General features: G+C 68.7%; 18 protein-coding genes, 2 tRNA genes and 2 pseudogenes. 16 read left to right on the forward strand and 6 right to left on the reverse strand.

The features are described from left to right. The first annotated feature begins 17 nt into the window (after positions 1-17). The 4 genes from C1A38_RS06215 (at position 18) to C1A38_RS30700 (ending at position 2609) form a co-directional block, all read left to right on the forward strand. Positions 18-93, forward strand: a tRNA-Lys gene (locus C1A38_RS06215). Between the two features lie 123 nt (positions 94-216). Continuing rightward, positions 217-1191 carry an NADPH:quinone reductase gene (locus C1A38_RS06220; protein WP_102656870.1) on the forward strand — a complete coding sequence of 325 codons (975 nt, stop codon included), beginning with the start codon at positions 217-219 and terminating at the stop codon, positions 1189-1191. Between the two features lie 76 nt (positions 1192-1267). Next, a tRNA-Lys gene (locus C1A38_RS06225) sits at positions 1268-1343 on the forward strand. A 444-nt stretch (positions 1344-1787) separates the two neighbouring features. Then, positions 1788-2609 (forward strand): helix-turn-helix domain-containing protein, encoded by an 822-nt coding sequence (locus tag C1A38_RS30700; RefSeq protein ID WP_233196666.1) that lies wholly within the window; start codon positions 1788-1790, stop codon positions 2607-2609. A gap of 184 nt (positions 2610-2793) precedes the next feature. Here C1A38_RS30700 and C1A38_RS06240 read toward each other — a convergent pair. Further along, a protein-coding gene (locus C1A38_RS06240) for an IS3 family transposase (RefSeq protein WP_502696921.1) occupies positions 2794-3995 on the reverse strand; the annotation gives its coding sequence in 2 pieces (ribosomal slippage) (positions 2794-3708 and positions 3711-3995; 1200 coding nt in all). A gap of 499 nt (positions 3996-4494) precedes the next feature. Here C1A38_RS06240 and C1A38_RS30705 point away from each other — a divergent pair. Together C1A38_RS30705 and C1A38_RS06250 are read left to right on the forward strand one after the other, a co-directional pair. Then, positions 4495-5205 carry a hypothetical protein gene (locus tag C1A38_RS30705; protein WP_146017459.1) on the forward strand — a complete coding sequence of 237 codons (711 nt, stop codon included), beginning with the start codon at positions 4495-4497 and terminating at the stop codon, positions 5203-5205. 354 nt (positions 5206-5559) lie between these two features. Further along, a complete protein-coding gene (locus C1A38_RS06250) occupies positions 5560-6234 on the forward strand; it encodes a YdcF family protein (RefSeq protein ID WP_102656873.1) in 675 nt (224 codons plus the stop codon). Between the two features lie 6 nt (positions 6235-6240). Here the strand turns inward: C1A38_RS06250 and C1A38_RS06255 are convergent, their stop codons facing one another. Next, positions 6241-7467: a helix-turn-helix domain-containing protein gene (locus tag C1A38_RS06255; protein ID WP_199180098.1), complete on the reverse strand. Its 1227-nt coding sequence runs from the start codon at positions 7465-7467 to the stop codon at positions 6241-6243. A gap of 370 nt (positions 7468-7837) precedes the next feature. On the opposite strand from C1A38_RS06255, the gene amcA (C1A38_RS31305) reads away from it, so the two are divergent. The 6 genes and pseudogenes from amcA (C1A38_RS31305) (at position 7838) to C1A38_RS06280 (ending at position 10951) form a co-directional block, all read left to right on the forward strand. Further along, positions 7838-8002 (forward strand): multiple cyclophane-containing RiPP AmcA, encoded by a 165-nt coding sequence (amcA, locus tag C1A38_RS31305; protein WP_199180099.1) that lies wholly within the window; start codon positions 7838-7840, stop codon positions 8000-8002. Continuing rightward, positions 7999-8346 (forward strand): hypothetical protein, encoded by a 348-nt coding sequence (locus C1A38_RS06260; protein WP_102656874.1) that lies wholly within the window; start codon positions 7999-8001, stop codon positions 8344-8346. The genes amcA (C1A38_RS31305) and C1A38_RS06260 overlap by 4 nt, the downstream gene beginning before the upstream one ends. After that, complete coding sequence (gene amcB / locus C1A38_RS06265) at positions 8343-9479, forward strand: cyclophane-forming radical SAM peptide maturase AmcB (RefSeq protein ID WP_102656875.1); 1137 nt, start codon at positions 8343-8345, stop codon at positions 9477-9479. Before C1A38_RS06260 ends, amcB begins: the two co-directional genes overlap by 4 nt. Then, positions 9476-9658 carry a multiple cyclophane-containing RiPP AmcA gene (amcA, locus tag C1A38_RS06270; protein ID WP_102656876.1) on the forward strand — a complete coding sequence of 61 codons (183 nt, stop codon included), beginning with the start codon at positions 9476-9478 and terminating at the stop codon, positions 9656-9658. Before amcB ends, amcA (C1A38_RS06270) begins: the two co-directional genes overlap by 4 nt. A 61-nt stretch (positions 9659-9719) precedes the next feature. After that, positions 9720-10382 carry a pentapeptide repeat-containing protein gene (locus C1A38_RS06275; RefSeq protein ID WP_102656877.1) on the forward strand — a complete coding sequence of 221 codons (663 nt, stop codon included), beginning with the start codon at positions 9720-9722 and terminating at the stop codon, positions 10380-10382. A gap of 15 nt (positions 10383-10397) precedes the next feature. After that, positions 10398-10951: pseudogene (locus tag C1A38_RS06280) on the forward strand (kinase). Between the two features lie 103 nt (positions 10952-11054). Here C1A38_RS06280 and C1A38_RS06285 read toward each other — a convergent pair. Next, the gene (locus tag C1A38_RS06285; protein WP_102656878.1) at positions 11055-11543 is read right to left on the reverse strand and encodes an HAD domain-containing protein; all 489 of its coding nucleotides are present in this window, start codon (positions 11541-11543) and stop codon (positions 11055-11057) included. A gap of 514 nt (positions 11544-12057) precedes the next feature. Between C1A38_RS06285 and C1A38_RS06290 the strand changes: the two are divergent. The 4 genes and pseudogenes from C1A38_RS06290 to C1A38_RS06310 all read left to right on the forward strand — a co-directional run bounded on the left by C1A38_RS06290 (position 12058) and on the right by C1A38_RS06310 (position 16099). Beyond that, a pseudogene (locus C1A38_RS06290) lies at positions 12058-12946 on the forward strand (replication-relaxation family protein). Between the two features lie 381 nt (positions 12947-13327). Then, positions 13328-14245 (forward strand): DUF2637 domain-containing protein, encoded by a 918-nt coding sequence (locus C1A38_RS06300; RefSeq protein ID WP_102656880.1) that lies wholly within the window; start codon positions 13328-13330, stop codon positions 14243-14245. Then, complete coding sequence (locus tag C1A38_RS06305) at positions 14220-14627, forward strand: helix-turn-helix transcriptional regulator (protein WP_102656881.1); 408 nt, start codon at positions 14220-14222, stop codon at positions 14625-14627. Before C1A38_RS06300 ends, C1A38_RS06305 begins: the two co-directional genes overlap by 26 nt. Next, the gene (locus C1A38_RS06310) at positions 14624-16099 is read left to right on the forward strand and encodes a tyrosine-type recombinase/integrase (RefSeq protein ID WP_102656882.1); all 1476 of its coding nucleotides are present in this window, start codon (positions 14624-14626) and stop codon (positions 16097-16099) included. Before C1A38_RS06305 ends, C1A38_RS06310 begins: the two co-directional genes overlap by 4 nt. Positions 16100-16165: 66 nt before the next feature. On the opposite strand, the gene C1A38_RS06315 is transcribed toward C1A38_RS06310, so the two are convergent. The 3 genes from C1A38_RS06315 to C1A38_RS06325 are packed head-to-tail and all read right to left on the reverse strand — an operon-like array spanning position 16166 to position 23199. After that, positions 16166-18745, reverse strand: coding sequence for a pPIWI_RE module domain-containing protein (locus tag C1A38_RS06315; protein ID WP_102656883.1), 2580 nt, complete (start codon positions 18743-18745; stop codon positions 16166-16168). After that, a complete protein-coding gene (locus C1A38_RS06320; protein ID WP_102656884.1) occupies positions 18746-22090 on the reverse strand; it encodes a pPIWI_RE_Z domain-containing protein in 3345 nt (1114 codons plus the stop codon). It abuts the gene before it with no gap. Further along, positions 22087-23199, reverse strand: a complete 1113-nt coding sequence (locus C1A38_RS06325) for a pPIWI_RE_Y domain-containing protein (protein ID WP_102656885.1) — start codon at positions 23197-23199, stop codon at positions 22087-22089. Before C1A38_RS06325 ends, C1A38_RS06320 begins: the two co-directional genes overlap by 4 nt. Positions 23200-23339: the final 140 nt, after the last annotated feature.

Here is a 23339-nt window from a genome sequence, read left to right on the forward strand (position 1 = left end):
CTCCCCGTTGCCAACGAGCGCCGCTAGCTCAACTGGCAGAGCAGCGGACTCTTAATCCGCGGGTTCGGGGTTCGAGTCCCTGGCGGCGCACCAGCAATCACACGACAGGCCCGGTCCGGTGGACCGGGCCTGATTCGTCTCCCCACGACTCGGATCACGACGCCGGGAGATCCGGATCCTGGCGGCGGCCACCCGGCCGGCGGCCAGAATGAGGCGATGCGAGCCGCCTACATCGAGCGCCCGGGGCCGGTCACCGAGATCCGCTACGGCGACCTGCCGGCGCCCCGCCCCGGCCCGACCGACGTCCTCGTCGACCTTGTCGCCACCACTGTCAACCACGTCGACACCTTCGTCCGCTCCGGGGCGTACCCGACGCCGCTGCCGATGCCCTTCGTAGTCGGCCGCGACCTGGTCGGCCGGGTCGTCGAGACCGGTCCCGGCACCGCCGGCTTCCACCCCGGCGACCTGGTCTGGTGCAACAGCCTGGGGTACGACGGCCGGCAGGGCGCCGCCGCCGAGCAGGCAGTGGTACCGGTGGAGCGGCTCTACCGGTTGCCGGAGGGGGTAGCTGCGGCGACTGCCGTCACCGTGGCCCACCCCGGCGCGACCGCGTACCTGGCGCTCTTCGTGCACGGCCGGCTGCGGGTGGGGGAGACCGTGGTGGTGGCCGGTGGCGGCGGCAACGTCGGGGCGGCCCTGGTCGCCTTCGCCGCCGCGGCTGGTGCCCGGGTGGTGGCCACCGCGTCACCACGGGACGCGGAGTTCTGCCGGCGGACCGGAGCCACCGAGGTGCTCGACCACCACGCCCCCGGCCTGGCCGACCGGCTCCGGGCGGCCTGCCCCGACGGCATCGACGTCTACCTCGACACCTCCGGGCACAACGACCTCGAAACGGTGGTGGACCTGCTCGCGCTGCGAGGGCGGATCGTGCTGCTCGCCGGCGCCCGGTCCCGGCCGGTGCTGCCGGTCGGGGCGCTCTACATGAACGACCGCAGCGTGATCGGCTTCGTCATCTCCCACGCCAGCACCGCCGAACTGGCCGAGGCCGCCGCCGCGGTCAACCGGATGCTCGCCGCCGGGCGGCTCGCCCCGCGCGCGGTGGTGCCGCTGCCGCTGTCCCAGGTCGCCGAGGCGCACCACATGATCGAGCAGGGCGAGCTGCGCGGACGGCGCGCCGTGATCACAGCGTGAACGTCCCCGAGCGGATACGCCTCCTGGCGGCGGGCCCGACCAGCGGCCTGCTATCGTTTCTCCCCGTTGCCAACGAGCGCCGCTAGCTCAACTGGCAGAGCAGCGGACTCTTAATCCGCGGGTTCGGGGTTCGAGTCCCTGGCGGCGCACCAACGAGCAAGGCTCCGACCTGGTGGTTCACACTGGGTCGGGGCCTTTGTCGTGTCCGGGCGTGGGTGGTGGTGGCTCGGTGGGTGCTCGGGAGCCGGTGGACCAGGGTGTCGTTGGTGGGACACGGCGGGGTGCTTCGGGACGCGGTCGGTGGCTGCGGCGCGGGATGGTCGGGCGGCCGGGGGTTGCGGCTGTCGGTGGTTCCGGATCGGTTCGGTGGGCGGTTCCCGAATGGGATCGGAGCCGGGGTCCGGCGATCTTGGCGGAACGCGGTATGCCGGTTCTGCGGCTTCCGTCGTCAACTCTTCGGCTGATCCGGTGAACAGTGATTATGGAAAACGTCTCACAAACCCCGTTTTGAGGGTGCGGGAGTCCCCTCGGGGCGTCACCGCGGTGCCGGATCGCCGGGATGGTGGGGCGTCGACGGGGTGGGGGATCATCGATGGGTGGCCGATGATCGTGAGCTGTCGCCTCGGCGGTGGCGGATCCTGTCGTTCCTGGCATTGCACGGCTGGGCCACCACGAGCGACATCGCGGTGGTGGCGGGGGTGCCGCGGTTGACCGCGCACCGGGACCTCACCTGGTTGCACACCATGGGCTTGGTGGGCCGGGAACGGTCGGCGGAGGACCGGGCGCACGCCTGGTGGTACAGGATCACCGGGGAGGGCACCGAGCTGCTGGATCGTGATCTCGTCTTGTCGGGGCGGCCGGTGCCGTTGCGTCTGGGTCAGCGGGACTGGGGTGCGGCACACTACCTGCTGTTCCTGCCGCTGCTCGCGGTGTCACGCCAGGAGCCCGCCCGGTGTGGGCTGTTCCAGTGGTTGACGACTTTGGACACGTCGGTGTGGCTGCGGGAACGGGGCCTGGCGCATCTGCGTGCTGACGGGTACGGCGTGTGGCTGCAGGACGGCCGGTGTCTGCGGTTCCTGGTGCACGTCGATCCCGGCCCGGTTGGTGAGGTGATCGCCGAACGAGAGCGGTCAACTCTCGGACTCGGTGCTGTTCTGGCTGGCTATCGGCGCACTGACCCGGTCTTGCCGGTCGGCGTGGTGCTGGTCATCGCTCGGGACGCGGAACGGGAGGCCAACCTGCTCGCTGATCTGGTGAGCCGGCCATTGCGGGCACCGGTCGCGATCACCACCGTCGACCTGCTGCACCACCACCGACCGCACGAGCAGGTGTGGGGGGTGCCGGTGGAGGGCACCGCACGTCACCGGCTGATCGACCTCCCTCCTCAGCCGGAGCTATCCCGGTTGATTCGAACGTAGTTGGGCCGAAGTAAGTGAATGCGTGGGAGCCGCCATGGATCGGGCACCCTGAGGAGCGCCGGCCGCATGGAGTATCCGCTTCTGCCGAGAAGGAACACTGACAGCCCACTCCTGCGCCAAGCTCCTCGGACTTGCAGAGCTTTCCGACGCCGATTGAGGTTCCCCCCGGGATGTGGACACCGGCTTATGCCGCGATCTGGTGCAGCGTAGTCGGTGTGAGGGTCTGTTCGTAGTCGGCGGGGCTGAGGAAGTCCAGCGCGGAGTGGCGTCGGCGGTGGTTGTAGAAGGCGATCCATCGGAACACGTCGCGGCGGGCGTCGGTCTCGGTGGCCCAGCGACGTCGGTCGACGTCGAGTTCACGTTTGAGAGTGGCGAAGAACGCCTCTGCCAGGGCGTTGTCATACGACGAGCCGGTTCGCCCCATCGAGCGGCGCACGCCGTGCTGTTGGCAGGTATCAGCGAAGGCGCCGCTGCTGTATTGGGCGCCCCTGTCCGCATGGAAGATCACCCCGTCGACCCGGCCGCCACGGGCAGCGACTGCGGCGTCGAGAGCGTCGATGACCAGGCCGGTGCGCATGTGGGTGTTGATCGACCAGCCGATCAGGCGTCGGGTGGCGATGTCGATGACCGTCGCCAGAAACAACCAGCCGGCCCCGACACGCAGGTAGGTGATGTCGCCGCACCACCGCTGGTCCGGTGCGGCGGCGGTGAAGTCTCGGCCGATCAGGTCCGGTGCCGGCGGGGCGCCCGGGTCGGGGATCGTGGTGCGCTTGCGGCGGCGCAGATGCCGGCCCACCACGTCACGCTGCCGCATGATCCGCTCGACCCGCTTGCGGTTGACCCGCACGCCGTGGGCGCGCAGCTCGACGGTCACCCGCGGCGACCCGTAGGTGCCCCCGGAGTCGGTGTGGACCACGGTGATCTGCTCGGCGAGGGCGTCCTCGTCGGCGGCGCGAGCCTGCCGGGCCGGCTCGCTGGCCGTCCAGCGGTAGAACCCGGAGCGGGAGACCGCCAGGATCCGGCACAGCCGCTTGACGCCGTAGGTGACGCGGTGGGTGGAGATGAACCGGAAGCGGCTGGTCACCGATCCATCTCCTTCGCGAAATACGCGGCCGCCTTACGCAGGATCTCCTTCTCCTGCCGCAACTCAGCAACCTCACGCCGCAGCCGGGCGATCTCAGCGTCCTTGTCCCCCACCGATGGCGTGTCCCCACCCGATGCCGGACCCGTGCCGGTCTGCCGCTCCCGCTTACGGACCCAGTTCCGCAGGGTCTCGTGACTCATTCCGAGCTCACGGGCGACCTGGTTGATCGGCCGCCCCGACGAGTGCACCAGGTCAACCGCGTCACGCTGGAACTCTTCCGTGTACTTCGATGGACGCCCCAACAGGGACACCCCTTCCTCTGGACCAACGTCCAGTCTCAGGGTGTCCACATCTCAGGGGGACGCCCAGATAGCCGTAACAAGGCCAGCGGCAAGGACATCACTGTCGATCGGAGCCGGCGACTCCCGTTTATCTGCGTCTCACGAGCACGAAACGAACTCGCCGTAATCCTCTACGCCTTGTCCGACACTGGTCCAGAGCGGCCGGCCACGAGGCACTTGGCACCGTGCCAGTGACGGGCGCCGAGCTCGCATTAGGAGAGGAGGAGGCTTGTTCAGCCAGCCTTCCAGGACAAGGGCCGGAATGCCCAGCGCCGCTACCGCCAGAGCGGCGGGCAGCGATCTGCAGCGCGGCCATCGACCCGTCCGATCCTTCGATCCAGGCAACGGGCTCGATGCCACCAACCGCCACTTGAGATTTTGATTCTGATCATGGCCTTCTCGCTACCCCGACCGTCCGGACGATGGAGTGGAACACAGCCGCTGGCTAAGCTTCACCGCCGTGATCACACTCTCCGCACCATCGTGGACCGACACCGGCGGCTTCTGGATCGCGCTCGCCGCTCTCGTAGCCAGCATCGCAGCGCTCGGTGTCTCTATATGGTCGGCCTACTCGGGCCACCAATCCGCCATAGCAGGTCGCGAATCCGCCATGCACGCCGGCACCTCGGCCAAGGCGGCCGAGGCTGCGGCCGATAGCTCTAACGTTGCCGCTCGCGCGGCGGAGAAGTCGGCTGATGCAGACGGAAAGGTGGCGCGTCTTGAGCTTGACCGGGATCACGAGGCGTATCGGCCCGTTATGCCTGGGCCGGACGGTTTTCAGGTAGTTCGCGAGTCGCTGAATACCGTGCCCGAACTAGAGAAGAATCACCGGCTGGTCTACGAATTTACCCCAGCTCGTACCTACCGCGTTGTTGGCGAGGCCGTCTATCGGTCTGGAAGCCCGAACCCGATGACGCTATCGATGCCGCTTCTCTGCCGCGCTGGGGTGCCGGTGAGGATCGTGTTCGAGGACCTTGTCATGGAAAAGCAGCGTTCGGATTTTTCGATGCTGCGGTTTAAGTTCTGGCCCCCAGCCGAGGTTGACTTGGTCGAGCACTGGACATGCAGGTGCGAACGTCCCCTCGAATCGGATGGCGCACCACATTGGGAGGCGACTATTGCAGTGGGCAGGCCGCAGGGCTGGCCAATTGCGCGCGTCGGAGTGCAATAGTAGCGACTGACTCACCGTCGGAATTGATAAGAGCCGGCATCCGGGCGGCTTAAAGGCTAAAGCTGAGATCGGGCGGTGAGGACTAGAAAAGCTTGATGGGGGCCTGGTGTAGATCATGTTGAAACTCTCGTGGCACTCACATGCCGCAGATCGCGCGGCTCGCTTCGCGCTCGGTGCGGCCATCCTAGATGCCGGCGAGATGGCGTTGTAGGTTCAGATGCGCGAGTTGGCGCCGATGGAGGGCGCGGCTGCCGATGGCGCTGCTGGTGGTCGGCCCTGCCTGCCCTACGCTGACGCAATGAGGGAACGGGGCGTGAATCAAACTCCAGCGCTTGCCCTACCTGGCGGGCGCTGATGGATCGGCAGACCGCGGTGCCGACCCACGTGCTCCCAGACGAGATCCGGGCTGACGTGGAGACGCTGTGGCGATACCACGACATGCGCCACGAGCTCAGCCCGTGCGACGTGGGCATCGGGCTGGGCAGCCATGACCTCGGCGTTGCGGTGGTCGCAACGCGGCTGTTTCAAGCAGGCCTGTTCCCATGGATCGTTTTCACCGGTGCGAACGCCCCGACCACTGCCGAAAGGTTCCCGCGTGGAGAGGCGGTGCACTACCGCGAGTACGCCGTCGAGCAGGGTGTGCCCCCGGAAGCGGTTCTCGTGGAGCCGCGTGCCACGAACACCGCCGAGAACCTCGAGTACTCCCGCGCGCTCCTGGCCGAACGACAAATCGCGGTGCGGTCGGTGCTGATCATGTCGCGGCCCTACCAGCAGCGTCGGGCCTACGCCACCTGCAGGTTGATGTGGCCGGAGGTCGAGGTGGTGTGCGCGTCGAACCCGCTCGATCTGGACGGCTATGTGCGCAGCATTGGTGACCCACGGCGGGTGGTGGACATGCTGGTGGGCGACACGCAGCGGATCGAGGTGTACGCGGATCGCGGGTTCGCGATACCGCAGGAGATGCCGGACGAGGTACGGGCGGCCTTCGAGCGCCTGGTAGCGGCTGGCTACACGAGCCGGCTGATCTGAGCCCAGCTACCAGCGCGGCCTTCCCGACCGGACGCCCATCCGGTCGCTGAGTTCGACGGCCAGTCGAGGTGGCCGGGGGCGGGTGAGGATGTCCCGGATGAGGTCGCGGGAGAGCTGGTGGTAGCGGACCTGGTCGGGGCCGATGACCTCGGCGTCCAGAAGCGCGGCGAGCGCGTCGTCGATGCGGTTCCACCGTGCGAGGGCTCGGGCGGTTTCGATGGCGTGCCGTACCTGCCGCTCGACGGGCACGGTGCTGGTGTCGAGTGGGGCGCCGATGGCGATGGCGCGTTGCACGTCGCCGAGTTCCATCGCCACGGTCGTCTTGTGGATCGACACGTTGGTCGGCCCGAACGCGGTCCACACGTGGTTGCCGTCGGCACCGAGCCGCTGCGCGGCGGCATCGGCCTCGGCGATGTGGGTGTCGGCCGAGGCGCGGTCGTCGTCTCGAGCGGCGGCCAGCGCGCAGACGAGGTGCAGGCTGCCATAGACCGACAGCAGTTGCGGAGTGGGTTTGGCGAGGCGTGGTTCCAGGAACTGTGCTGCCGTGGCGGCGAGGCCGCGGGCTTGGGCGTATTCACCGATGGACGCCAGTGAGTGCGCGGCGGAGCGGCTGAGTGAGCCGATGACGACGTGGTCGTGGCTGGCGTTGGCGGCGGCCAGCCCTCGGCTGGCGGCGGTCCACGCGAGGTCACCTTCGCCGAGCTTGGTGAGGAACAACGCGGCGAGTTGGTGGGCGTAGGCGGTCATCGCATGCGCGCGCTGGCCGTCGTCTCCGTCGTACGCCTCGGTGGCGGTGAGGCAGTCGTGGATGAGGTAGGGCAGCCGGCAGGCGAGGGTGCTGTACCGCGAGTGCTGGTAGGCGGTCCAGATCTCGGCGACATCGTTCTCGATCTCGCGCAAGGCAGGAGCCTCGACGTCCCCCGTGCGGGCCAGCGCTGGCGCGAGGTGACGATAGTCGTGAAGCGCGGCCCGCAAGGCCGGGATGGTCTCGCGCCCTGAGTCGTCCGACCACTCGAACAGGCGCGGTGCACCGATCAGGTCGCCGAGGGACACGTCGAGGGCCTTGGCGATCGCGCGTATGACCGACAGCCGGTCCAGGTCGGCGCGGTTCGTCTCGACCTTGCGTAACCACTCCTGCGTCTTGCCGACCAGACCGGCCAGCACCTCTTGGGAGAGCCCTCGCCGGCGCCGGTAGAAGGCGACGCGCTGGCCGATCGTCATGTCGTCCGTCATCCCTCGCACACCATCACCCTGCCCGCTGAAGGCCGCCGGACCCGGTACGGATTTTCCCGGTCCTCCGGACGGACCGCCCCTACGTTCAGTTCACCCCGGATCACCGGCGTGTGTCGATGCCGGTGTCAGGGATGACTGACAGGGAGCTGCAGATGGAGGGATCGATGAGCGGCGCACCGCACCACGGCTTGGGCCGCTGGCTCGGCCCTTCCGGGAGCGAACTGTCTCGGCGCCTTCCCCGCCTGCGTACCGCCATGAGGGCTGCGCGGGTGGGTGATCGGCGGTCTGCTCCCAGCCGCCGTGATGCGGCGGCGGGCTCGCCATTCCCCCGGCGAGCCCGCCGCTCATCGTCCCTGGTGGGGGTGGCGGCATGACGGTGTACGTCTCGCGTAACGCCATGGTCGGCCAGTCCCGACGCACCGAGCCCAGGGGAACGTCCTCGCAGTGGCAGGTGTGGCCGGCTGATCCGCCGCTGCTCACCTTCGTGTGGCGTCGGCTGTTCGAGCAGCAGGCCCGCGAGGGCGGTCGCCGGTGACCGGCCAGCAGCGTCGTCTTTCGGCGAATCGGCTGGCGCCAGCCGGGGTGGAGCATCTGCCGATGCGCCCGCTGTGGCTGTGCCGCCGGTGCGGGCAGCCGTGGCCCTGCGGCGCGGCGAAGCTCGCGCTCCTGGCCGAGTACCGAGAAGTGCCGGTGAGCCTGTTCCTCTACCTGGCCAGCTGCCTGCACGACGCGATCGATGACCTGCACCGGCTCAACCCGAGCGTCACGGGAAGCGCCGCCGACATGTTCGACCGGTTCCTCGGCTGGCCGGCCCGGCATACCCACACCTACCGCGTCAGTACCCCCACGGTCGCCAGCATTGAGGAGGCCCCCTCGTGAACGGCATCGGCCTCATCAACGCCACCGGCCAACCGGCGGTCGCCGGCAGGTTCCACACTCTGGTCGTGCAGCCGACGAGCTTCTGCAACCTCGACTGCACCTACTGCTACCTGCCCGACCGGAGATCCCGGCGCCTGATGAGCGGCGCGGTCGCGCAGGCCTGCGCCGAGTCGATAGCCCAGCAGAACAGCGGTCATCCGGTGAGCGTCGTGTGGCACGGGGGCGAACCCACCGCCACACCCATCGGGCTGTTCCGGGACCTGTTGGCCCCGTTCGAGGAGCTGCGGCGCGCGGGGATGGTGCGTCACGAGATCCAGACGAACGCGACGCTGATCAACCAACAGTGGTGCGAGCTGTTCACCGCCTACGGGTTCGAGGTCGGGGTCAGCATCGACGGACCGGGCGCGTTGAACCGGAACCGCCTCGACCGGGCCGGCAACCCGACGGACGCCCGAACCCTGCGCGGCATGCAGAGCCTGGCCGACGCAGGGGTGCCGTATTCGGTGATCTGTGTGGTCACCCCGGAAACCATCGACCATGCGGGAGCCCTCGTCGACTTCTTCACCGGTCTGCCCGGCTGTCAGTCGGTGGGCTTCAACATCGAGGAGCAGGAGGGCACCGACCGGGCACCGGTGTCGGAGGATGCGGCGTACCGGTTCTGGCAGCACCTCATCAAACGTCGCGTCGGCGGCAACCCGCTGCGGATCCGCGACGTGGACCGGTTGGCGGACTATCTCGCCGCCACCCGCGCCGGACACATCGACCACGCACCGTACGAGCCGATCCCGACTGTCTCCTGGGACGGGCAAGTGGTCCTGCTGTCACCGGAACTGCTCGGCATCAACGAGCCGCGATACGGCGACTTCATTGCCGGCAATGTCCTCCAGCAACCCATCACCGCCGTGCTCGCCCGCGCCGGCGACCTGGACTACGTCGCCGAGTTCGTCACGGCCCTCAACGACTGCGCCGACCTCTGCGCCTTCTACGACTTCTGCCGCGGCGCCCAGGCCGGCAACCGCTACTTCGAGCACGCGACGTTCACCGCCCGCGAGACCACCTACTGCCGAACCACCCGACAGGCCCTCGTCCGCGCCGCCGCGGATCACCTCACCCCTTACGGAGGAGCACCATGACCAACGCACTCGCGGTCCTCGTTCACGCCGCACCCGAGCAACTCGCCCGCCTCGGCGTTGACCCGCAGCGGTCGGTAGTGTCGATCGACGCGGCGAAGTTCGACAACCGCCCCACCTGGGATAACAAGGGTAAGTTCGACAGTCGACCCGGCTGGGACAACTGGAACAAGAACAAGTAGCCCCCGCCACGGGGCGCGCGGGGTGGCGTGCCCACCCCGCCCCCACACAGGTTGAGGACACATGCGCACCACCACGATCGGCGACGTGAAGGTCCTGCTGCCGGACCTCGAACCGGACGACCTCGACACCACGATGGACCTGGACGGCGGCCTCACCGAGGCCCTCGTCGAGGGCGCCGCGTGGCACGGCTCGCACCTTGAGGACGTCAGCATCCGCAGCAGCCTGATCATCGGCGTGGACCTGAGCGAGAGCACCTGGGAAGCCAGCAGCCTCTACGGCTGCGAGATCACCCGCACCGACTTCTCCGGAGCGACCCTGACCGGCATCACCATCGAACGGTGCGCGATCACCGGCTCCCGGTTCACCGGCACCAGACTCACCGACGTGCGCCTGAAGGATGTCCTGTTCGACGGCTGCCGCTTCGACTACGCCACCCTTCAACGTGTCACCGCCTCCGGCTCGGTCGCGTTCATCGACTGCACTCTTACCAACGGCGCGTGGTCTTCCTGCCGACTGCCGCGCATGGCACTGCGATCATGTGACCTGGGCGGTCTGGAACTTGACTCCTGCCACCTCGACGGGGCCGACCTGCGGGGCAGCCGGCTCCAGGGCGTCAAGACGCCGCTGGACAACCTGCGCGGCGTCACCCTCGGCGAGGACCAACTTCCCGACCTCACCCAGCTGACCGTCGCCGCCCTCGACCTCACCGTTCGCAACGACTGAAGCCGAGGAGGCATCGTGGTCGCTGAACCCGCCGGCAGCCCGGACACGATCCTCGTCTGCATCCGGGGTAACTCCGGCTCGGGTAAGAGCAGCATCGCCCGCGAGCTACGACGCCGGCACGGCCGGGGCTGCGCCCTGATCGAGCAGGACTACCTGCGCCGCATCCTGCTGCGCGAGCGAGACAAGCTCGGCGGTGTCGCACCAGCGTTGATCGCGCAGACGGCTCGGTTCGCCCTCGACCACGGCTACCACGTGGTCTTGGAAGGCATCTTGCACAGCAGCCGCTACCGAAGCATGCTGACCGCCCTGCGGGACGGCCATCGAGGGCGGTCGCTGTTCTGCTACCTCGACGTGTCCCTGGCCGAGACCCTGCGCCGGCACCTCACCCGCCCGCAGGTCAGTGAGTTCACCGCCGAGCACATGAGCGGGTGGTACGCCGCCCATGACGTCCTGGGCTGGCCCGACGAACTCGTCCTACCCGAGACCACCGGGAGGCCATCGCCGCTGCCGCCGGGCTACCCCAGACCGGACGCGACGACGACCTGCTACCGAACTTTCCGTCCCCGTAGAGCAGCCAAGCCGGCTACCGGTGTCGGCACCGTTCGCCAACGCCGGTCCCGAGTGGCCAGACAGCCCGCCAAGCACGGCGACTGCGACGGCACGGAGCTCGCCCTACCGCGCCTGCATGAGCCAACTCTCAATGACTGTGAAGTCGTGCTCGGTCAGTCCGCGGCGTGGGTCGACCCGATGCAGCAGGGCCGGACCGTGGTAGTGAGTCGATACCCACTGCTGATCGGCGTGGGAGATCTCGTCGTCGATCCAGACGAAGGGGCGTCCGTGCGCCAATTCGACCAGCCCACGGGTCTTCCAGTGCAGGACGCCAATCTCGTCGGAGTCGGGCCAGTCCACGACTGGCAGGGCAGGTAGCCCGAGTAGCGGTGCGAGCACGTCGTTCGCGTCGCTCATCCATGTCGTCGCCCACACCAGATCACACGGCAGGGCCTTCAGCCGGCGGCCGTGTTCCGGATTGACCTTGTGCAGCAGGGGATGGGCGTCGGCCGATGGGACCGGTGTCTCGGTGTGGCCGTGCCGCATCCCCTGCTGACCCGCCGTGGGTGTGCCGAGCGGGATGAGGGTGCCGTCCACGTCGAGGAACAGCAAGGGACGCGGCGCAGGGGCGGACATGACCGAGAGGCAAGCCCTCGCCCCGCCAACGGCTACCTCCACGCGCTTGCCCCAAGGCCATTCGTCGCGCCGGCGCTCCCGGCGGTCGGCACTCACGCGCCGCTGACGGCGACCACGGCAGGGCGGCGCCGGGATGCATCTCACCGGGCTCTTTCCGCTCCGGCGGCGCTGTCGTGCCCGGACCGGGCCACCAGGACCACATTCCACATCCTCAACCAAGGAGTTCACGTGTTTTCGTTGACACCTTCAACGATTGCCGTAGGCATTGGCAGTGACGAGTTCCGGCTTGATCCCCGTTCGGGGGTCGGGCTTGGCGTCAGCATTGACGTCAGTCTTCAGCCGGACCCCCGAAGCGACCCCCTGTTTCCTCTCACACAGCAGGTCAGCGCGTCTGTCAGCGCCGTCGGCTTGTCCTGCGACAGACCCTGCCTGGTCTCGGGTCTCTCCCCCTGGGGCTGGCATTCCGTTCCCGGAAAGGAGGTGGTAGCTGGTGGATGATCCGGTCCTTCGGGTCCAGTCCCAGCTGACCGGCCGTGATCGTGTGCTGCTGGGCTGGTTGTACGACCACGGCGTGCTGACATCGTTCCAGCTCGCGAACGCCCTGTTCCCGTCGTTGGACTTCTGTCAGCGGCGGCTGCGGACCCTGTACCGGTTGCGGTTGGTGGCCCGGTTCCGGCCGCAGCGGGCCGACGGCGGCTCGTACCCGTACCACTACGTCATCGACCAACTCGGCGCCGAGGTCGTCGCGGCCAGCCGCGACGAACGCCTGCCGCGGCGGGACCACGCCCGGGTGGAGCGGCGGCGGTGGACCTCGACCCGCAGCCTCGCGCACCGCCTTGGGGTGAACGGCTTCTTCACCGACCTGGCCGGGCATGCCCGTACTCATCCGGGCACCGGGCTGGTGGAGTGGTTGCCGGAGGTGGTGTGCCAGCGCGCCGGGACGTTCACCAGCCGGCTGGATCCGGGGCTGGTGCGGGCGTATCAGCCGCGGGTGCGCCCGGACGGCTACGGCCGGTGGGTCGAGGACGGTGTGGAGGTGCCGTTCTTTGTCGAGTACGACACCGGCGCCGAGCAGTTGTCGATCCTGGCCGGCAAGGTGGACGGCTATCGGGAGCTGTTCGCGACGATCGGGCGGGCGTGGCCGGTGCTGTTCTGGCTGCACTCGGCCGCTCGGGAGCGCAACCTGCGCCGCGTGCTGGCCGACGGGCCGCTGTCGGTGCCGGTTGCCACCGGGGCCCGCGACCACGCCGCGACGGCGGGCCTTGGCCCGGCAGAGGCGGTGTGGGCCGTGGCCGGCGGGGAAGGGCAGCGGCTGCGGCTGGCGGATCTGGCCCGGGTATGCCGTTGACGTCTCCAGCCGGGCGGGTGAGGCCGCGTGATCGGCGACAGCACAACGGCGGAGGACGTTACCTCTGCTGAGGAGCGGACTGCGAGGGCTGGCGTCTGTCACGGATCTGTCGTGAGCGGCTCGGCCGGTGCTGACAGATCCGTGAGAGCCCCGGACGTCCGCTCCCACCGCGATGTGACCGCGTCCCCGTCCGGCGTCCGTGGCAGGCGGTCCGCAGCCGGCGTCTGGGCCGCGTGCCGACAGTTGTCCGACGCCGGGCCGGTCCGCCATCTGGACCGGCCGCCTGCGGCTGGCGGACGGGCCGTCGCCCCGGTCTGGGTCGGGGAGGTGATCGGCCACGACGGCACCGATCCCTGACCCGAACGCCAGTCCTCGCGGCAGTCGCGTCGAGGGAAGCGTCCAGGTCGTCATCATGCTGGCGATCGGCGGCGCAGCGGGGGCGGCCAGCTTCACCCACGTGCACAACGTGGCCGCCGCGCACGGCCAACCCGGCTGGCTGGCCTGGGCCGACGCGATCGTCCTGGAGCTGATGTCCATCGCCTCCGGCCTGGAACTGCGCCGCCGCAAACGCGCCCACACCTCCACCGTATTCCCGGCCACCGTGCTGGCCTGCGCCGTCACCCTGTCCCTGGCAGCGCAGGTCGTCGAGGCCGAACCCTCGGTCATCGGCTGGGTCGCCGCCGCCGTACCCGCGCTCGGATTCCTCGTCATGGTCAAAATCGCCCTCGGCCGGACCAGCACCGCGACACCCGCCACCGCCCGCCCGGCTGTGGACTACCGGCCAGATGAGGCCAGACGGACCGTTCCGGACAGCGGGCCGGACGAGACGGTACGGTCCGCTGTCACGGCGGGGGAGCCATCCAGCACCCGGACCGTCCGCTCACCGGAGGCTCGTCGCCGACATGGCGGACGGGACCGGCAGCGGCGAGCGGACCGGGGACCGTCCGCGCAGCCGTCCGGCGACGTGGCCGAGCTGCTGCTGGCGGCGCGCAAGATTCGGAACCGGCTCGCCGCGTACGGGCAGGCGCTGACCCGGGCGGCGCTCGCCGAAGCCCTCCGCGCAGCCGGTCACACCGTGTCCAACACCCGAGTATCCGAACTGCTCAAGACCCTCAAGGCCGAGTCGTCGGCACCACCCGAGCTGATCGTGGAACCGGTCATGCCGACCAAACCGACGCCATCGCCGCTGTCACCGAACCGGGGCAGAGGTGACCGAGTAGCCACTCCTGCGCCGGTCGACCCCGGCGGGATCACCCCGCTCCTACCGCACAGTCATCCATCTCACGACCAGGAGAACGCTGATCATGAACAGCCCCACGAATCCCGTTGACCAAACCACCCGCACCACGACCGACAGCACCACCGCGCCTGGCGTCGGGGAGGTGTGGACGGTCGAGCGCATCCGTGCCCTCGGCGTGACCACCACCCTCGCCACCACTGCATCGGTGCTCGGGATCAGCCGATCGCAGGCGTACCGGCTCGCCGCCACCGACCGGTTCCCTGTACCGCTGATCCGGGCCGGCAGCCGCATCATCGTCCCCATCGCCGGCCTCCTCCAGCTTCTGCTGGTCGACGACCCTGCTCCGACCGATAACGACCGACGACTTGAAGCCGACGCGAAGGCGAGCGTGGATGCGATGACCCCGCCACCAGCGGATTCCACCCGACACCGCTGGCGGCACCACACGAAGCATCCAGGAGACGATGAGTGAAGGGATCCACCTTCAAACGCTGCGGCTGCCGCGACAGCGTCACAGGCCGGCGACTGGGACGCTCCTGTCCTCAGCTTCGCCGGCCCGGCGGCGGCTGGTCCCGCACCCACGGCCACTGGCACTGGCAGATCGAGATCCCTGCCCGCGCCGACGGCACCCGCCGCCCACTCCGACACGGCCCGTACGCCACCCAGGCCGACGCCGACGCCGTCCTGGACCGCATCCGGGCCGCGCTCGCCGTCCCCGACCCCACCGATCCGCACACCACCGCGAACACCGGTGACCTGATCGAGGCCGCCGTCAAGACCGGTGCGCCCGTTCCCAGCCCGGACCAGGTCCGGCGCGCGCTGCACCTGGACATCACCCCGACTGAGCTGCCCACGATGGAGGCGTACCTGACCGACTGGCTCGCCGGGCGCAAGAACATCAAGACCGGCACCCTGCGCTCCTACGGAGGGCACATCCGGCTGTACCTGATCCCGTACCTCGGCCACCTGCGCATCGACCGGCTCCGCCCCGGCCACATCGACGCGATGTACGACGCCATCGACGAACGCAACACCACCATTACCACCCTGCGCGCCAGCCGCGACCCCGCCAAACGCGACCAAGTCAAAGGCCAGCGCACCGTCGGCCCGGCCAGCCAGCACCGCATCCACGCCACGCTGCGCAAAGCGCTCAACGACGCGATGCGCCGCCACCGGCTCATCGATATCAACCCCGCCCTCATGGTCGAGCTACCCCCAGCCCGGCCGCCCAGGCCGACCGTCTGGACCGACCAACGCGTCAAGGCCTGGCGCGAAACCGGCAAGATCCCCAGCCCCGTCATGATCTGGACACCCGATCAGACCGGGGAGTTTCTCGATCACACCCACGACGCAAATGACCGGCTCTACGCCCTCTACCACCTGATCACCTTCACCGGCCTCCGGCGGGGCGAAGCCTGCGGCCTGCACTGGGAGGACATCGACCTCGACGCCCAGACCCTCGTCGTCCGATGGCAACTTGTTCAACACGGCTGGGCCACTGCCATCGACACCCCGAAAACCAGCGACAGCGAGGCCGCAGTCGCCCTCGACGCCGAAACCGTCAAGATCCTACGCGCCCACCGCACCCGCCAACACCGTGAACGCCTCGCCGCCGGCGCCGCTTGGACCAAGACCGGCCTCGTCTTCACCACCCCCACCGGTGGTCGGCTTCACCCCGCCGACGTCACCGACCACTTCCACCACCTCGTCAGCAAGGCCGGGCTTCCACCTATCCGGCTCCACGACCTCCGCCACGGCGCTGCGACCATGGGCCTGGCTGCTGGCGTCCAGATGAAGGTGATCTCCAGTCGGCTCCGGCACTCCAACCCCCACTTCACCGCCAAGTTCTACGGCGATGTCCTCCCCGAGCTCTCGCACGCCGCTGCCGAGGCAACAGCGGCTGTGGTGCCCCGACGGCGAGGCGGCGGAGCGCAATCGGCATAGGCAGCCGGGAGCGACAGATGCTCGCGGTCGTGGACACCTCCCTCACCCCGGGGAGGTCCACGACCCCTACTCGTCCCTGAGAACCTCTTGCGAACCGAGGTTAGCGATCTTGGTTGGTAGGAGGTATTCCTCGATCTGCTCCGCGAGGTGCAGCGGCCACGGCAGGACGGTGGTGCCCCGTACGTACGGTGCTGCATCTCGCAGCTCGTGCGCCAGCGCGGCCCAGTGCTCGGGCTGGTCGCCGTCCTGGATTCCCGCCACGAGCAGCTCGATGAACTGCGGGTTCCATACCTGGGCCTTCGGCTTTGGGGCAGTGAGCTTGCCGTTGTGCTCGCCGGGGATCAGCTTCGACACGCCCTTCAACGCCCCGGAGTGCGTGCTGGGCTTGCCCGTAGTGCTGCCGTACACCCGAGGCGCCAGGAAGCGCCACAGACCCTTGGGCTGGCCTGTGTCATCGTCGGTTACGCCGTAGCACTCCGGCGTCTCGCCGCCTTCAGCGGTGCGAATGCGTACATGACGCAGGCCGGGCAGCTTGCTGATTGGCTGAGGTCCACCGCCGCCGAAGCCGAGGCTGTCGAGCTGGATGCGGCCGTTGGTGAGGGTGTTCCAGACGCTGCGCAGGTTCTGCGCATGGGTAAGTAGCAGGGTGTCGGCGAAAGCGCTGGTGGCTTCATCGATGACGTCCTTGGCGAACCGGACCACGTCGTCGGGGCCGCACTTGAGGTCCACGTTGACGTACTGCTTACCGACCTCCACGAGCCCGGTGTGCAGAGGCTGCCAGGGCACCTTGGGCGCACGGACTTCCACATGCTGACCGGTGGGGTCGACGAGCACGGCGACCGGGACCTGTCGCGCGAGCCCCCAGACGCGTCCCTTGTTCTGGCGGATCATCCAGATGGCCAGGAGGGCCGGCCGTCGGATGAGGGTGTTTTGCGCCGGCTCAGGCAGCGGTTCGGGGCGTACGCCGAGCTGCCGGAACAGATCATCGACGGCTGCGGCGAACCGCTCTCGGTTCGGGTCAGAGGGCTCCCTGCCCTCACGGGCACGAGGGGGACGCTTCGGCTCGGCCACCGGGGTGACGAACTGGCTGAGCCGGCCCGTCCGCAGCAGGCCGTGCCGGATGGCGAACTTGGGATCGTCGCCGCGTCGCCGGCCCTGATAGGCGTCGGGGTGGGCGATCTCGACCAGGGCGATTGTCGGGTTCGCCGCCTCGCCAAGTGCGTCGGCGATGTGCTCGATGCGAGCCTCCACCGCGGCCTGGGGCCGGCGTCCGACTCGGTCAAGGTCGGCGCGAATCGTCGGTGCCGCCAGCCGGCGAATCCTGATGGTCGCCGCGCCAAGGTCAATGTTGGCCCCAGCCTCGTCCAGCTGCTCGGCACGGGGCATCGGGACACCGAGACGGGTGGCGAGCCGGTCGAGGGCGTATTGCGTGGCGCGGTCGGTGTCGGTGAGCAGTTCGATGTCCAGGCGCGGCCCGACGATCTCACCGAGGTAGTTGGCCGAAACCTGACTCTCGCTGATGCCCCCAAGCCCTTTGTAAACAGTGCACTTTTCGCGGGGGAGCGCCGCGGCCGGACGGATGTGTGGGCTGAGCTCGCTGATGACCCAGTCCATCAGCGGCTGGCGATCGGCGACCGACAGCCCGGCGCTGACCTTCTCAGCCGAGAGCATGCCGGTGCTGTAGACCAACGCAGCTGCGTCGCCGTGGCGCTGGAGGTAGTCCAGTGGCTTGTCGACCAGCTGCTGCGGGTCGGGCAGGCGGTCGAGACAACCGGCTTCCTTCAGTACCCTCGCGAGGGCGTCGTCCCAGCGTGGCCCATAGCTGTTCGAACCATCCCTCTCCGTCGCCCTGACCTGCTTGATCCGCGCCGTGCCGAAATGACGAGAGTTCTCTAGGCCGGCCAGGTACGGCACGGTCGGTGCTATGTACACCGAGTGGCCGTGTTCGAAGGCGAGCTTGCCTCGCATGGGCATCCAGCGCCGCACGCCGTACGACAGATAGACCAGCAGCTCATCACTGATGGGAAGCGTCTGCGCGCTGATTCCGATCTTGACCGAGAACGGGGTCTGGTCCTCGATCCGCTCCGGCGGCCAGGACATGATCTCCGAGCCGTCGGCGCTCGGGCAGCGCAGGAACCGCAACTCGTTGTGCGGGCACGTTGCGTCCGGGCGGGACAATGTCGCCGCGATCTCCATCGGGAGCAGACGCATGGCGCGCTGCCGTTCTTCGGGCGCGGTCAGGTCCAGGTGAACCGGCGACCAGGTGAGGTGGCTGGCGTGCAGCTCGGACAGGGCCAGGGAGATCTGCTCCGGGGTGCCCTTCTGCGCGCGTACCCACGCCGCGACCAGGTTGAAGATGGCTGTCGGGTTTACCGCGCGGTATGCGAGCAGCCATTCCTGGTCGTCGTCGCCGCGTCCAGCGTACGGAAGCGTGACGACGCAGTCGGGGACGAGGGCGGTGATCGCGTCGTTGAGTGAGGAGATTGGGATGCTGGCGACGTCGCCACCGCGCTGCGCCTGGGCGAGCCGGCGCAGCGGTTCCTTCCAGCGGCCAGGGAACCGCATGAGGTAGTAGGTGCGCTCGATCGGGGCTGCAGGATCGAGACGCAGGACGGTGACAGCGAGGTTGTCGTAGCGGGGTGCCATTCAGCGGTCTCCCATGTTGGTGAGGGCGCGGTACAGGGGCTGGTAGAGCGCCTGGACCAGGTGTCGATCGGTGTTGACGCCGTTAGGCTCGAAGTACGGGTTGAGCACTTCACGCATGCCGTGCAGCAGGCTGGTGCTGGCATCGTCGAGGTCGGTGTCGGTGTCGCTCCTGCGTGCAGTGACCGGTGCGAAGGCGGCGTCGCAGAAGTAGATCCTCGCGGCTTGGCCGCCGCGTAGGAGCCGGCCCACGACCTGCCAGATGGTGACAAGTTGGGTCCAGGCCACGCGTTGGCGCTCGTCCGTGCCGAGCTGGCTGTAGGCGACCATGGCGTGCAGCAACCGCCGCCACTGGCGCTGCGCGGCTCGGCGACGCTGGCTGCCGGCACCTACGAGGCGTTCGTGTGCCGGGCAGTCGTCGTCGAGCGGGTGCGGGCGTAGTTGTTCGAGGGCGTATTGGTTGATCCGCTGGGTGACGTAGCTGAGATCCTTCGGCCGCGGGTGAGGACGTACGAGGAAGAACGCGGTGCCGATGGCGGCCACGCCGTCGTTGTTGAGGATGTTGTGCCCGCGCTCGACGGCCAGGATGGGGGCGACCAGCAGCCACGCGTTGTCGGTGCCGAAATCCGCGACGTCGCCGCGGCGCAGCAAGTGGCCGTCGTCCCAGCCGGTTTCCAACTCGTCGTCGCCGATGAGGCAGCGCACTTGCCCCTCCCAGGAGGACTTGCGGCGAAGCAGCTCGTTGGTGACGGTGCGGGCCTCGGCGTAGCTGCCAACCAGCAGCATGACCTTCTGCCGGCCGGGCGGCAGGGCGGCTCGTTCCCGCTCCAGCCGGTTCGGTCGCCCGGGACCCGCGCCCGGCTGGGTCAGGGCCGCGACCATCTGCCGCAGTGCGCTCGCGCGCTCCTCCCCGTAGCGGCCGGACACCCAGATCGGGGTACTGCGTTCGCCTTGGTGCTGGATGTCAAGGGTGAAGGTGGTCTCGGAGATGGCGGCGAGTTTCTGCGGTGAGGGGCGCAGGATCGCCTCGACCGGCACGTCGATGTGGTAGCGAGGTGAAGTGCCGGCCCAGCTGGTCCCGGACAACAGCAGCACGTTCGGGCCCGGCCCATCGGCGGGAAACAGGTCCGGCAGGCCCACCAGCAGGGCCCGCCCTACGCCCGTGTAGCGGAAGAACCTGAACTCGCCCAGCTGGCCATCTCGGCGGTCAGTCTGGTCTTCGACGTACTGAAAGCCGAGCACGTTGCCCATCGGGGATTCGGGCACCGCGACGGCGAGGTCGCTGGGCGGTCGGCGTACCTCTGCCGGAAGCGTGTCGAACATGTCCAGCTCTGCCGCGACTTCCGGCCAGATTGCGAGCATCAGGTTGAGTCGGTGTGCCATTACCGCTACTGCGATCGCCAGCTCCAGCCGCCACACGTTGCGGTCGAGCTCTGCGGGTGCGATCTTCCTACCTTCGACCAACTCCCGGTCGCTCAGCTCGGTCAGCCACTGCCGGACGGTGTCCTCCCGCGTCTCCTCTTCCGTGTCGGACAGTTGCGCCTCGGCCAACGTGGCTAAGCCCTCGGCTACCTCGCCGGATGCTCCAGTCGGCTCGTCGATGAACGCGTTGAACTGCTCGCGCAGGAGCTTGTAGAGCGGATCGTTGTCCCAGCCGGGGTCCGGCCTGTGACCCTTCGTGGCGGTGTAGCCGGCCCAGTCCTTGGCAAGGCTGTTGAACAGGGTCCAGGCCGTGAAGTAGTCGGGGTCGAGCCAGTCCAACACCGGCTTGCCAGCCCGGACTCGGTCTCGCTGCAGCAACTGGTAGATGATGTCTGCTGCGGAACGGGCCTGGTTCAGGGCCGTGGTAAACCGGCGGATCTGCCGGGAACTGACCGGTGCGCGGCCGGTCGCGCGCAGCTTCTCCGCTACCCGCGCCCCGATCTCGTCGATCCACGCTTCCTGGCTGGGGCCAAGCAGTACCTGGGCGCTGGCGAACATCTCATCGAGGTTTGCCTGCACCTGGTCGGCCTCATCGACCAGGAATAGGTCGCTGCGTCGCCACGCCGCCTCCAGGTACCGCATCTGCTCGTGGCTCAGTGGTCCGGGCACAGGGGTGTGCACAAGACTCCATGGAGTCGCGATCCACACGTTCGCCGTGACCAGCCGGCGCGCGGCCTCATGCCGCTGGCATCGATGCCACAGGGGGCAGGTGCGCCGGGTTCCGTCCCGCCAGCCATCCACCGGAGCATCCGGATCGGTCTCTATCAGGTGCTGGCAGGGCGCCTCGCGCACCTCAAGTGGGGTGGCCTTGTCTCGGACCGCATCGAGCGGGCACGCCGTGCTGACCAGTTCGAACCCGTACGGCTCGGAGGGCACAAGCCGGCCAGGTGCCGGCGGCTGGAGTCGATGCAATCGCTCCGCGTGCCGGGTGCGGTTTTGCCCCATGACCGGCGCTGCCACCACGCCGTCGTAGCGGGACAGCTCGTGCGCCATGCGTAGTGCTGCCGAGTTGTCGCCGACCACGATCGTTATCCGCAGGTCATGCTGCGCCGCCCAGGTCGTCAGGATCGTCACGAGGGTGCTCTTGCCGACGCTGACCATGCCGACCATGTGCAGGATCCGATCGATGCAAAGGGTCGTGGCGTCGCCGAAGGTATGGTCGGCCAGCCGGATCTGCAGCGTGACGTCCTGCAGGCGCTCCTCCCATCGTTGAGAGGAACGCCCGGCCTCCAGATCGGCACCGTCCATACCTCGGGCGGTCTCCACCAACTCCTGCCACGTGACCTCGATCGGTGCTCGGGTCCGGGCGGCCAGGTCATGCAGAGCCGGAGCCGGCGCGGGCGGAAGGTTATCCGGTACCGTGACGCCCTGACCACGCGCCGTCGAGCTCATGCGGTATTGCCCAGGCGCGGCGAACCGCACGCCCGTGGCGGCGAAGGGCAGCGGCTCGGTGAGCATCTGCTCGTACCAGGCCCACCGGTTGGTCGCCACGCTGCACTGCCGGCGTACCGGTCGGCCGAGCGGGTCCAGGTGGTAACCCCGTACTGCATCAGGAGCGGACAGGTAAGCCCGCAGCAACTCGTCCCACCCGTAGGGGCGTTGGCTGCGCCACAGCAGGGCTCGCGCGTTGGCGAGTCGGACCGTCGCGTCGGCTGGTGGGCTCGGCACCGCGTCCCACAGCGCCCGGTAGCCGTCGAGTAACGCGGGTACTCCGTGGGCGGTCTGGCCGGCGGCGACTGTTTCCAGCAGATACAGGCACAGCTCGGTGTCCATCAGCCGGGACGGCGAAGGCTGGTCCCCGGTCGGGGTGTAGTGGCCGCGAAGGGCGCGGCTGAAGCGGTTACGGATGGTGTTGGTCTGCCTCATGCCCCGGCCTCCACCCGGCGCTTCACGGCACCGATGAACTCCGCCTCGGAGACCGCCACGATTCGCCGGCCCGGCCGTACCTGGGGGCACGCCTGCCGTAGCCGTGCCACATACCGAGGGTGCGCCTTTACCTGCTCCTGGCCGACGACGACGTAGGCCCTCTCCGCCTCCGGCGGCACGGTGAACAGCCGCTCCCGCAGCCGCCGGGCGAGCCGTACCGGGTTGCGCCAGGCCTTGATGTCGGCGACCCACGGTCGATCGACAAAGATCGAGATATCGCAGGCGTCGAAGTTCGGCCACAGAGCGACCGGTATGCCGAGCTTCCGGATCGCGTCGGCGATGCGCAGCTCCGCACGGCCCGGTGCGGTGATGAAGGTGCACAACTCACGCCGCAACCACCACACGCCTTCGCTGGCCGGGTGGTCCGCCCCGGCTGTTCCGGACGCCGGGCAGGATTGGTCCTCGCACATCCAGGTCCGGTCGTCGTCCAGTGGCAGCCGAAGACCGCCGCATCCGCCACAGGTCCGAATCACTCCGTCCGCCATCGCTTCCGGCGGTGCCTCCACATATGCCTGCCGCACCTCGTTCGCCAGCAGCGCCAGGTCCGGATCCGCCAGCCGCGCATCGAGCTCGATCGCCGCGATCGCGGGCTGCCGAATCAGGAGCTCACGGAACGCGACGTAGGACCGCGGTGCGTTGGCGGCCCGAGCCTTGTCCATCACCGCCCGCAGCAGCGCGTTCTCACGGATCTCGCCTTCGACATCCCCACGGAAGCTACCGAGCTCCTCGCAGGTCGCCGTCGGGCGGCCATAGATCAGCAGCGACTCGTCTGGGTCGACGTCCGCGTCGGTGAGGTCGATCTTCCAGTCGCCGAACGGCTCCTGCGCGAGCTGGAGTAGTTCCACCACGCTGGCCGGGGCGGGCGCGTCCTGATGCCATGCGAGCAGGGTCAGTCGGTCCAGCGCGAGCTGCAAGTTCGCCGGGTACGGCAGCCGGAACGCGTCACCCGATGCGGTCTGCTGGGCGTACTCGAGGATCCCGCTGGCGAGCTGCGCAACAGCAACCTGCGGAGTGGGCAGCCATGACGGGTCTGAAGGTGGTTCGATCATATGTGCACTCCGCGTGAGAGAGACGTAGGCAAGGCGGGGTGGGTTCCATTGGAGCGCATCGGTATGACAACCCCGTAGCCCTACAACATGCGAAGCGCCTTCGTGTTAGGCGCCGCATGTGGCCCCGCGTGCTCGCGCGT

Origin of the sequence: Verrucosispora sp. ts21 (assembly GCF_002879555.1) — a bacterium.
GTDB classification, from domain to species: Bacteria; Actinomycetota; Actinomycetes; order Mycobacteriales; family Micromonosporaceae; genus Micromonospora; species Micromonospora gifhornensis.